The sequence below is a fragment of the Daejeonella sp. genome (assembly GCF_037719425.1).
Taxonomy (GTDB): Bacteria; Bacteroidota; Bacteroidia; order Sphingobacteriales; family Sphingobacteriaceae; genus Daejeonella.
Map to the genome: position 1 here is coordinate 1 of NZ_JBBJNI010000140.1, position 11,131 is coordinate 11,131.

The window sequence follows — 11,131 nt, forward strand, 5'->3', positions numbered from 1 at the left end:
GTTTGGCGCCAATGCGAGGTTATGGTTTGCACAGGGCATGGCTGCCCTGGGTTTCAACAAGCCATTTAAACGGAATTTTTGGATTAGAAGAATACAATAAAAAATTATTTTACAAATTATCAAAAGGAAAATAAGAATAATTGTATTAAACCTTTAGATGATAAAACATCAACAATAAACTTGCAATGAGAAAGCTACTATTTTTTTACTGGCCTTAATGTTCCCGGTAATAGGTTTTAGCCAGGCTGCGAAAAAGCCAAATATCATCATGATTCTTGCAGATGATTTGGGTCGGGGAGATTTGGGTTTTCACGAAAGTGATATTATTAACAGGCCGTTATCCAAATCGTTTTGGTATCAGAGAAACAAAAATTGACAGGCATGGCGGAGAAAAAACATGTAAGGCTCCAAAAGAATGGAATATAAATAAATAGTTAATTGTAACAGATTCCAAATATTTTATAGTGAGACAAATATTTTATCTTTTTATTTTTTTGCTAAATCCATTGTTTAGCATCAGTCAGAGTTATAAAAAGCCTAACATTATATACATATTAGCCGACGATCTGGGTTATTCTGAATTAGGAAGTTATGGCAATACATTTAACGAAACCCCTCATCTGGATCGCCTGGCATCACAGGGAATAAAATTCACTAATTTTTATGCAGCGGCGCCGGTATGCTCGCCCTATAGAGCCGCTTTAATTACAGGACAATATCCGGCAAGAGTTGGTATTGTAGATTATTTAAGGCCAAATTCATCAGAGCGCTTAGATACAACCCATTATACTATTGCAGAAATGTTTCGCGATAATGGCTACTATACAGGTATCGTGGGGAAATGGCATTTATCAGGTTATGTAAAAAGTGGCGCTCCCAAAGAAGCTTTGCCAGATAAACATGGATTTCAGGAGGTATTGCTCAGTGAGAACCAGGGAATAAGTGTTGGGCCATACTGGCATCCTTACCAGTTTAATCTGGACATTCCTAAAAAAATGGAAGTAGAACATGAATTTCTTACAGACAGGCAAAACCTGGAAGCGTTAGAATTTATAGAAAGAAATCAATCGAAACCTTTTTTCTTATACCTCAGTCATTATGCGGTGCATACCTGGTCTACCGGGAAACCATATCTTGTAGATCATTTCAGAAAGAAAAAAGGAGCCGGAACCAGCCCAGCTTCCGGTAATAACACAGAAAATGATCCTTACAAAAACTGGCCTGAAGATGTGAGGGCAACAAGAAATAATCCTCACCTGGGAGCACAATTGTTTTCTATTGATGAAGGTGTAGGGATGATTATGGATAAATTAAAAAGCCTCGGCTTAGATAAAAATACCATCATTATATTCACCAGTGATAATGGTGGCGAAACCCGTGTTACTACCAATGCACCATTGCGTGGTGGTAAAAGTATGCTTTATGAAGGTGGAGTTAGAGAACCAATGATCATCTGGAACCCACAGCTTTTTTCCAAAAACAGGATAGAAACAGCAAGATTGGTGAATTTTGATTTTTATCCGACCTTTATGGAAATCATAAATGCGAAAAAGAACACTCAGCAATTAGACGGAATTTCTTTTGCCAAATTGCTGAAAAATCCTGAATATGAAATGCCTGAGCGCACTTATTACTGGCATTATCCATTAGAAAGTCCGCATTTTCTGGGTGGCAGATCAGCGGGTAGCATCTTAAAAGGCGACTGGAAGCTCATAGAATTTTTTGATACTAAAGAAGAACAGTTATTTAATCTAAAAAATGATGCGTTTGAAACGACCGATTTAGCTGCAAAAAATCCGGGTAAGGTAAAGCAGCTATCGGAGGAGCTTAAACAATGGCGCAGTAAATTGGGTGCAAAAACAACAGTTACCGTTAAGAATTAAATTATAAAAGTTAGCTTTTTATAACAAATTATTTCTTTTGTTACTACCCAACAACGGCAGTTATTCTTTTTATACCGATGCTATTCGGGTAAATTCCATCCATACCGTTCATAACTGTAATGACACATTCGGATGAGAAAGCCGCGCATCTCCAGTGCGGTTGCCGGGCTTGGTATGGGGAATTATAATTATTTACATTATCTTGTTTTTATGAAGCATCTCAATCGATATCTCTCAATCCTCCCGATAATATTAATCTCTATTTCATTTGCATCGGCGCAGTCGATAACGTCTGCAGAGGTGGACGTTTTAGCAGAGCGGACGTTAAAAGCCTTCGATGTGCCGGGTATTGCAGTTGCAATTATAAAGGACGGAAAAGTGATCCATTCGAAGGGTTACGGGGTCCGCTCGCTGGGTTCGCCGGAAAAGGTCGACGAGAATACTTTATTTGGCATTGCGTCCAATAGCAAGGCTTTTACAGCTGCCACCCTGGGGATCTTAGTTGATGAAGGAAAACTGAAGTGGGATGACAGGGTAATAGACTACATTCCCGAATTCAGGATGTATAATGCCTATGTTACGGAAGAGTTTACGATCAGGGATCTGTTAACACACCGCAGCGGCTTAGGTTTAGGTGCCGGTGACCTCATGTTCTGGCCGGGCCAGAATAGTTTTACTATGAAAGATATCATTCACAACCTGAGGTATCTGAAACCTGTTTCAGGCTTCCGGACTAAATATGATTATGACAACCTTTTATATATGGTAGCAGGGGAGGTCGTGGCACGGGTATCAGGCAAGCCCTGGGAAGAGTTTGTGGAAGAAATGATTATGAGGCCGCTTGGAATGAGTAAGAGCGCTTCATCGTTTAACCGGCTTAAGGATAAATCCAATGTGATTGCTGCGCACGCCGTAGTAGATGGAAAAGTAAAAGTAATTGACCGTGACCGGTTTGAGTTTGGAAATTCTGCAGGCGGTATCAATTCGAGTATCAGCGAATTGAGCAAGTGGGTGATCATGCAATTGCAGCACGGCAAATATGGTGACGAAAAGCAGCTGTTCTCGGAGAATGTGCATGAAGAAATGTGGGATCCACAGACTATCATTCCGGTGAGATCTCCGGGAATTTATAATACCCACTTCAACTCTTACGGACTTGGATGGAATATTAGCGATGTGATGGGCTACAAACAAGCCAGCCATACAGGGTTTGTCGCAGGCATGGTTACACAAGTAACGATGGTCCCGGAACTCAACCTGGGCATCATCGTCCTGACTAATCAGCAAATAGGAGCGGCTTTTAGTTCTATTACAAACCAGATAAAGGACAGTTACTTCGGTATCAAAGGTAAAGACCGGGTTAAAGAAAATGCCGACCGGATGCAGTCAAACCTGGGGAATGCCGATAAAGTGACAACTGAGGCATGGAAGGTATCTGCAGCAGCAACTCCGCCGAGTAATCTTGGGCAGTATACCGGGACTTACCGTGATGTCTGGTTCGGCGATATCTCCATCAGAATGAAGAATGGCAAGCTTTTCTTTGGTTCTCAGCGATCACCAAGGATTTCAGGAGAAATGTTTTTTTATAAAGGAAATACCTTCCTTGCTAAGTGGACAGACAGGAGCCTGGATGCCGATGCTTTTATTATGTTCTCACTGGATTATGAAGGCAGTCCTTCAGGTATTAAAATGAAACCAATTTCCCCCCTCACAGATTTTAGTTACGATTTTCAGGACCTGGATTTTAAGAGGGTACAAGGGGGTGATAAGGCTGTTAGTACTGGCTTGTAATCAGGAAAATATGAAGCATTATAAATTATTTGCCATCGTTTTGACGTTGATCGCCCTTTATGGATCAGTTAACGCACAACCGCCTAACATCATTGTGATCCTGGCAGACGACCTGGGTTACGGAGATCTGGGATGTTATGGACATCCTACAATTAAAACACCCAACCTCGACCGGATGGCGGCGGAAGGGATCCGTTTTACGCAGTTTTATGTCGGGGCAAGTATCTGTACCCCCAGTAGGGCGGCCTTTCTCACCGGCAGATTAGCCATACGCAGCGGTATGGCCGGGTCTGACAGCAGCGGCAATGCCCTTTACCCTAAATCTACCGGCGGTTTGCCCGCATCGGAGATTACCGTAGCTGAGGCTCTTAAGACTAAAAATTATACAACTGCTTTGGTAGGAAAATGGCACTTAGGTCATTTACCGCAATTTTTACCGATAAATCATGGCTTCGATCTATTTTATGGATTACCATATTCCAATGATATGGTGGCGCCGGCTTATAAAAATGCACCTCCTCTGCCTTTTATGGAGAACGGAAAAATAATTGAAAGTAATCCTGATCAGCGTCTGTTAACGAAGAGATATACGGCAAAAGCAATTGATTTTATAAAGGCAAATAAAAGCAAGCCTTTCTTTTTGTACTATGCAAATAACTTTCCGCATGTCCCGCTTCATGCTTCTGAAACCTTTTTAAATAAAAGCGATAGGGGCCTGTTTGGAGATGCGGTTGAAGAATTAGACTGGAGTGTGGGTGAGATCCTCAAAAACCTAAAGCTATTAGGTCTCGACAAGAACACTCTTGTTATATTTACCAGCGACAATGGCCCGTGGCTGAGAGAAAGAGAAAATGGTGGATCGGCAGGTATGTTATTTGAAGGAAAAGGGTCCACTTATGAGGGCGGCTTCAGGGTGCCGGCAATCGCAAGGTGGTCGGGCAAAATTAAGCCAAATCAAACCAGTTCAGCGATTGCTACAACCATGGACTTATATCCTACATTTTTGAAATTGGCCGGTGTTGCTTTCCCCGGAGACCGGGTGATCGATGGAAAGGATCTGTATCCTTTGCTGATGGGACAAACGGGAACCCAGGACGAAGTTTATTATTATAACCGGGACAAACTCTACGCGATCAGGAAAGGATCTTACAAAGCTCATTTTATCACTAAAGCATCATACTCTAAGGAATTGCCGGAAATTCATAACATTCCTTTGCTATTTGATATAGAGCACGACCCTTCCGAAAAATTTGAGATCGGAAAGGCTCATCCGGAAGTTATCAGCCGGATGATCAAAATAAAAGATAAACACAAAGCAGGAATAGTCCCGGCTTTCTCACAACTGGACCTGGGATACCGTGAAAAATAAAAAGTTGAAACATAAGCATTATAAAACATGAAAAAAATAAATTTATCTGTCCTGATATTAATCTTAGCATTTAGCGTTTATGCGCAGAAGCCACAGCCCAATATTGTAGTTATCATGGCAGATGACATGGGATTTTCCGACCTAGGATCTTATGGGTCAGAGATCTCGACACCAAACATTGATCGTTTGGCAGAAAAAGGTATCAGGCTTAGGCAATTTTACAATACCGGGAGGTGCTGTCCTACAAGGGCGTCATTATTAACCGGCCTGTATCCTCACAATGCAGGTATGGGATATATGACCGGATTCGACCATAAGTTGCCGGGATATAAAGGAGATCTTAACATGAATGCTCTTACCATCGCAGAAGCATTAAAGCCAGCGGGGTATAGCTCATATATGGCAGGTAAATGGCATGTCAGCTCTAATATCAGGCCCAACGGGTCCAGAGAAAACTGGCCTGTTCAGAGAGGGTTTGACAGATATTTTGGTATCCTGCAAGGCTCGGCCAGCTATTTCACGCCTAAAACATTGACAAGTGGTAATACCCTCCTGAAACCCGGAGCAGGGTTTTACCTAACAGATGCAATTGCAGATTCAGCCTCTGCGTTTATAAAAGATCATGCCTCATCAAAGGCGAAATCTCCGTTTTTCCTGTACGTTGCGTACACAGCTCCACACTGGCCCTTGCACGCCAAGGAAGAGGACATTCAGAAATACATGAAGCTTTATGAACAAGGCTGGGACAAGCTTCGTGACGAGCGGTATAAGAAGCAATTAAAAATGGGGATACTTGACGGATCGACAAAGTTAAGCAGCCGGGAAGATTCTGTACCTGCCTGGAAGGACATTCCATCGGGTGAAAAGGGTCTTTGGGTAAAGCGAATGGCAGTGTACGCAGCTCAGGTTGATTGCATGGATCAGGGCGTAGGCAGGATAACGAAGGCACTTCAGGATAATGGCTTGTCAGAAAACACAATGGTGATCTTTTTGTCCGATAACGGAGGCTGCGCGGAATATTTAAGCAGTGCCGACAGAAGCCTGGCGAAGCTGGGCAATGATGAGACTTATGAAAGCTACCGGGGTAATTGGGCGAATTTGAGTAATACACCTTTCAGGTTATATAAAACGCGGGTGCATGAAGGCGGCGTCCATACACCTTTCATTGTGAGCTGGCCGGGGCATACTGCAAAGAATGGGTCGGTAATGGATAACTCACCTGCGCACCTCATTGACCTGATGCCAACTTTTTTGGAGGCAGCAGGAGCTAAATTTCCTGCAGTTTATAATGCTCAGACAGTACATCCTCTGGATGGAGTTAGCCTTTTACCTGTTTTTACAGGGAAGAAGCTGGCCGAACGCAATTTGCATTGGGAGCACGAGGGAAACAGGGCTATCCGGGTGAAGGATTGGAAACTTGTATCAAAAAGTTCTGAAAAAGTCCCTTATGCCGGTTCCTGGGAATTGTATGATCTGGCGAAGGATAAAACGGAACTGAATGACCTGGCGGCAAAATATCCCGTAAAGGTGAAAGAAATGGAGGCTTTGTGGACTAAATGGGCGAATCAAAATAATGTTTTGCCAATAAATGGTACAGATATGACGACCCGCGGTGAAACGTTTAAGCGGGAGTACTGATCGGATAAAGACTTTTAAAATTAAAAAGGAGCTGCCTCATAAGAGACAACTCCTTTTTCTATTCAGAAGAAACTAATTACTTTCCTAATCTCGCTTTCAGGTTTTCGTCGATCGCGGCTAAGAACTCTTCAGTGTATAAGTAATGCTCACCGTGGTTTACTTTATTACCATGGATACAAACTGCTAGATCCTTAGTCATCTTTCCGCTCTCTACAGTTTCAATACAAACTTCCTCAAGTGCCTGACAGAAATCTATCAGTGCCTGGTTGTTGTCTAACTTGCCGCGGAATTCAAGACCCCTGGTCCATGCAAAAATAGATGCAATTGGGTTCGTTGAAGTAGGTTTTCCAGCCTGGTGATCACGGTAGTGACGTGTTACCGTGCCGTGTGCAGCTTCAGCTTCCATAATTCCTCCATCAGGGGTTACCAATACAGAAGTCATTAGTCCAAGTGAACCAAATCCTTGTGCTACTGAGTCCGACTGAACATCACCATCGTAGTTTTTACAAGCCCAAACAAAGTTTCCGTTCCATTTCAATGCAGAAGCAACCATGTCATCGATCAAACGGTGTTCGTAAGTTATACCGGCTTCGTCAAATCTTGCTTTGAATTCTTTCTGGTAAACTTCTTCGAATATATCTTTAAACCTTCCGTCATATTTCTTCAGGATGGTGTTTTTTGTAGATAAATATAAAGGCCAAACCTTTGACAATGACTGGTTAAAACATGCACGGGCAAAACCGTAGATACTTTCATCCGTATTGTACATCGCTAAAGCAATGCCATCGCTTTTAAAGTTATAGACCTCAAAAGACTGGGCGTCGCCGCCATCTTCCGGAGTAAATGTTATAGTTAACTTTCCTTTTCCTTTAGTTAGAAAATCAGTAGCACGGTATTGATCACCGAATGCGTGACGGCCAATACAAATAGGTGCAGTCCAGTTCGATACTATACGAGGAACGTTTTTCATAACGATCGGCTCACGGAAAACTGTACCATCAAGAATGTTGCGGATAGTTCCATTCGGCGATTTCCACATTTGCTTAAGCTTGAATTCTTCCACGCGCTGCTCATCAGGAGTAATGGTTGCACATTTGATACCAACTCCATATTGCTTTATGGCATTCGCTGCATCGATCGTTATCTGATCATTAGTTTCATCACGGTATTCCATTCCAAGATCAAAATATTTAATATCCAGATCAAGATATGGTGTTATCAATTTATCTTTTATAAACTTCCAGATAATTCTGGTCATTTCATCACCGTCTAATTCTACTACCGGATTTGCAACTTTAATTTTTTGTACTGACATATACTTAAAAATGAGGGTTTTTGGAATTTCGACAAAGATAAGAATTTTGGGTACACCCGAAAAGCGTCTTTGAGTATTTTTAGTGATAACAATGTGTGTCTTTTCAAAACTAAATCAGGGAGGTTATGTTTTAAAAGAAGAATTAAATCGACTTTATGGAACGCAGACAAAAACCGGGAGAAGAGCTTCTTCCCGATAAAACAGATAGAGATCAGGCATTAAAAGATGATCTGAATATGGAAGTGAATATCGATGACCTTGCATATGATGAAGAGAAGAACAGTTACGAGTTAGATGTCAAGAGCGAAGATCCCGACTATATCCATCTGGATCCTTATGATACAGCGGTGGAGAATGGCGGTGATGCAGACTCGGATTTCGATGAAGCCAACCCAACAGCGGTAAATGAATACGATAAAAACCTCAGCCTTGAAACGAATCTCGAAGAACTGGGAATGCACGTTGATAATGGTAATATAGTTGAAGTGCTGCCAATTGATGAGGCGCTTTCGAGAACGCCGGAAGATGACCGGGATGATCTGGATGAGGAAGGGTATCCGAAGAATAACAGGGTATAGTTGCTTCGCTTCGTTCGCAATGACAACTATTTGAAAATTTAGCTATGTCTTTATAGTAAAACCACCTAACGATGGTTATTTTAATATTTTAGTATTGTCATTGCGAGTGGAACGAAGCAATCAATAATCGATATCCAAATTAAACCTCCTCCTGAACTCCTCCAGTTTGGGATTCTTTTCTACCATGTGATTATACTTTTCGGTAGAGGTATACAGTCGCTTTTTGGTGGTGTTTTCAACAAGCCTGATAATCAGTTCGATGCTGAAGTTCTTAAGCTCGGTACGCAGGAAGTTAAGGAGGTCAACCTTTTCGTTCATTAAAAGTTCTTCCTGGACCTTGTTTTCGATGATCAGTTCAATGACGAAATTATCGAGCAGTGTTGGAGGATTGGATGTTATGATCGTGAAAATATTGATCTTGCCCTCCTGCTTAATTTTTGCCGCATACTGATTCCAGAACTTTAACAGGGAATCTGCATCAAAGACCGTACGGCTGTCGCCGCTCAGGTATTCAGGCTTCTGTTCTTCTTTCTTAGAATAGCTGGCTTCAAGGTCGTTCAGGTTTGGGATCAGCGAGGCGCTGCCTGTTAAAGATTGCTTCGGGATATTGAGCTTACCTTTCTTTTCTTCCGGTTCAGCCAGATTCTCTGCAGGCTGTGCGGGAGTATGGATTTCCTCCGCCGCGGGCAAAGGTTCGTAAGCTTTTACTGTAATTGGTTCTGCAGGCTCTTCTTCAATCTGAGAGGCGATCGAAACTTTAACTTCCTCAGCGGGTTCCGGGGCTTTTGCTAATGGCTCAAGTTTTTTTTTTACTTCCTGAGTTTCATGATTTGCAGGCTGAGCGCTTGACAGGTTAAGTATGGATGGCAGGTGACAGAGCTTTATTAAAGCCAGTTCAACTTGAAGGCGCTGGTTCTTGCTCGTTTTATAATTGAGGTCACACTGGTTTGTGATGTTTAAGGCTGAAATTAAAAAAGAAGCAGTTGAAGCCTGCGATTGTACACTATACTTCTGCCGGATACCTTCGCTGACCTCAAGCAATTTCAGTGTCGATACGTCTTTGGAAACCAGCAAGTTTCTGAAATGCGAAGCAAGTCCCGTTATAAAGTGATTGCCGTCAAAGCCATGAGTAAGGATCTCATCAAAGATCAGAAGGCATCCTGCAACATCTTCCGTTAATATAGCATCAGTCAGCTTGAAATAGTAATCGTAGTCAAGGATATTAAGGTTATCAATTACCGCTTTGTAGTTAACATTCTTATTTGAAAAGCTGACAATCTGATCAAACATGGATAAGGCATCCCTTAATCCGCCATCGGCTTTTTGGGCGATAAGGTGCAGGCCATCCTGATCATAGCTTACACCCTCTTTAACTGCAATTTCCTGCAGATGCAGGGCCATGTCGTTTACCTTGATCCGGTTAAAATCAAAAATCTGGCATCTTGACAGGATCGTAGGCAGGATCTTATGCTTCTCTGTGGTAGCAAGTATAAATATAGCGTATGAAGGAGGCTCTTCAAGGGTTTTCAGGAATGCATTGAAAGCCGCCTGGGACAGCATGTGAACCTCGTCTATAATATAGATCTTATACTTTCCAGCCTGGGGCGGAATTCTGACCTGCTCAATAAGGCTGCGGATATCATCCACCGAGTTGTTCGATGCCGCATCCAGCTCATGAATATTAAATGAATTGCCGTTCTGAAATGAAACGCAGGAGTCGCACACACCGCATGCTTCTGCTTCCGGGCTAAGATTCTGGCAATTTATTGTTTTAGCAAGGATCCTGGCGCAGGTAGTTTTCCCAACTCCACGCGGTCCGCAGAAAAGAAACGCCTGTGCAAGCTGATTATTTTTGATGGCATTTTTCAGCGTGCCGGTTATATGCTGCTGACCTACAACGGTTTGAAAGGTGAGCGGCCGGTACTTTCTTGCTGAAACTATGAAGTTATCCATCGGGTCCTAAATTAGAAAGAGGAACGGGTTAATGCAAACTTTTTTATTGGTTATTAGTAGTTGGTTGTTGGTTGTTCGTTGTTGGGGTGGATGCCTAAGGAGCTAGGGAAGCATATTACTTGGTGGACTGGGCGCTTAGTCTAACAACCTGCCTGCCGGCAGGCTAACAACGGTCCACCAACAACCAATAAGATAAAATAATTTAAACAATTTCAGATTTTGGAAGTTAACTAAAATACCCGTTTTCGGGTATGGCTGATGTGCAGCTATAACTACATCTTTGTAGAACTAGCGATGGGCGATGAAAACATTTAACAAGTACCTGAAATTCACTATAGGCTTTATTGTATTTATTGTAAAGAGGAATACAATGTAATGGCTTCCACGGCCTCTCCGTGAATACTTTCTTATCTTAACCACCTTAGCTTTGGCCGGGCGAATCACCACTCTAACATTTTGTCAAAACCATTTGATAAATAGAAAATTATACCTATTTTTGCATCCCGCTTTGAAGCCTGTTTAGCAGGTTTCGGGAGATTAATAAATAAAAAAAAAACAAACAGCAACAATGCAACAGTACGAAACAGTGATCATTCTGACCCCG

At 42.2% G+C, this 11,131-nt stretch carries 7 protein-coding genes; 5 read left to right on the forward strand and 2 right to left on the reverse strand.

The window, feature by feature from the left end; all coding sequences use genetic code 11:
- The first annotated feature begins 506 nt into the window (after window positions 1-506).
- The 4 genes from WKF69_RS15710 (at window position 507) to WKF69_RS15725 (ending at window position 6,681) form a co-directional block, all read left to right on the forward strand.
- Window positions 507-1,883, forward strand: a complete 1,377-nt coding sequence (locus WKF69_RS15710) for a sulfatase (protein WP_340383075.1) — start codon at window positions 507-509, stop codon at window positions 1,881-1,883.
- Between the two features lie 132 nt (window positions 1,884-2,015).
- A complete protein-coding gene (locus WKF69_RS15715; RefSeq protein ID WP_340383076.1) occupies window positions 2,016-3,674 on the forward strand; it encodes a serine hydrolase in 1,659 nt (552 codons plus the stop codon).
- A gap of 10 nt (window positions 3,675-3,684) precedes the next feature.
- Window positions 3,685-5,043, forward strand: coding sequence for a sulfatase (locus tag WKF69_RS15720; protein WP_340383077.1), 1,359 nt, complete (start codon window positions 3,685-3,687; stop codon window positions 5,041-5,043).
- A 27-nt stretch (window positions 5,044-5,070) separates the two neighbouring features.
- The gene (locus tag WKF69_RS15725) at window positions 5,071-6,681 is read left to right on the forward strand and encodes an arylsulfatase (protein ID WP_340383078.1); all 1,611 of its coding nucleotides are present in this window, start codon (window positions 5,071-5,073) and stop codon (window positions 6,679-6,681) included.
- A gap of 76 nt (window positions 6,682-6,757) precedes the next feature.
- Here WKF69_RS15725 and WKF69_RS15730 read toward each other — a convergent pair whose 3' ends face one another.
- Window positions 6,758-7,996 (reverse strand): NADP-dependent isocitrate dehydrogenase, encoded by a 1,239-nt coding sequence (locus tag WKF69_RS15730; RefSeq protein ID WP_340383079.1) that lies wholly within the window; start codon window positions 7,994-7,996, stop codon window positions 6,758-6,760.
- 155 nt (window positions 7,997-8,151) lie between these two features.
- Between WKF69_RS15730 and WKF69_RS15735 the strand changes: the two genes are divergently transcribed.
- Entirely contained in the window at window positions 8,152-8,574 is a 423-nt protein-coding gene (locus WKF69_RS15735; protein ID WP_340383080.1) for a hypothetical protein, read from the forward strand.
- Window positions 8,575-8,694: 120 nt separating this feature from the next.
- Here the strand turns inward: WKF69_RS15735 and WKF69_RS15740 are convergent, their stop codons facing one another.
- On the reverse strand, window positions 8,695-10,527 hold the full coding sequence (locus WKF69_RS15740) for a DNA polymerase III subunit gamma/tau (RefSeq protein WP_340383081.1): 1,833 nt from the start codon (window positions 10,525-10,527) through the stop codon (window positions 8,695-8,697).
- Between the last annotated feature and the right edge of the window lie 604 nt (window positions 10,528-11,131).

Coding starts and splice junctions, on each gene's coding strand:
- WKF69_RS15715 (WP_340383076.1), top strand. CDS start 2,016: ATGAGAAAGCCGCGCATCTCCAGTGCGGTTGCCGGGCTTGGTATGGGG.
- WKF69_RS15720 (WP_340383077.1), top strand. CDS start 3,685: ATGAAGCATTATAAATTATTTGCCATCGTTTTGACGTTGATCGCCCTT.
- WKF69_RS15725 (WP_340383078.1), top strand. CDS start 5,071: ATGAAAAAAATAAATTTATCTGTCCTGATATTAATCTTAGCATTTAGC.
- WKF69_RS15730 (WP_340383079.1), bottom strand. CDS start 7,996: ATGTCAGTACAAAAAATTAAAGTTGCAAATCCGGTAGTAGAATTAGAC.
- WKF69_RS15735 (WP_340383080.1), top strand. CDS start 8,152: ATGGAACGCAGACAAAAACCGGGAGAAGAGCTTCTTCCCGATAAAACA.
- WKF69_RS15740 (WP_340383081.1), bottom strand. CDS start 10,527: ATGGATAACTTCATAGTTTCAGCAAGAAAGTACCGGCCGCTCACCTTT.